Source organism: Wolbachia endosymbiont of Tuta absoluta (genome assembly GCF_059414725.1).
The window spans coordinates 1-307 of the sequence record NZ_JBNRJY010000761.1 but is presented as its reverse complement, the minus strand read 5'-3'; the positions used below and the strand labels follow the sequence as shown (position 1 = coordinate 307).

Here is a 307-nt window from a genome sequence, read left to right as displayed (position 1 = left end):
TCCGGAGCTAACGCGTTAAGTCGACCGCCTGGGGAGTACGGCCGCAAGGTTAAAACTCAAATGAATTGACGGGGGCCCGCACAAGCGGTGGAGCATGTGGTTTAATTCGATGCAACGCGAAGAACCTTACCTACTCTTGACCTCCAGAGAACTTAGCAGAGATGCTTTGGTGCCTTCGGGAACTCTGAGACAGGTGCTGCATGGCTGTCGTCAGCTCGTGTTGTGAAATGTTGGGTTAAGTCCCGCAACGAGCGCAACCCTTATCCTTTGTTGCCAGCGATTCGGTCGGGAACTCAAAGGAGACTGC

The 307-nt window shown here is 53.7% G+C and carries 1 rRNA gene; it reads left to right on the top strand.

Annotated elements, in window-relative coordinates:
• Positions 1–307: ribosomal RNA gene (locus ACJ5GX_RS07960) — 16S ribosomal RNA — on the top strand; the annotation flags it as partial.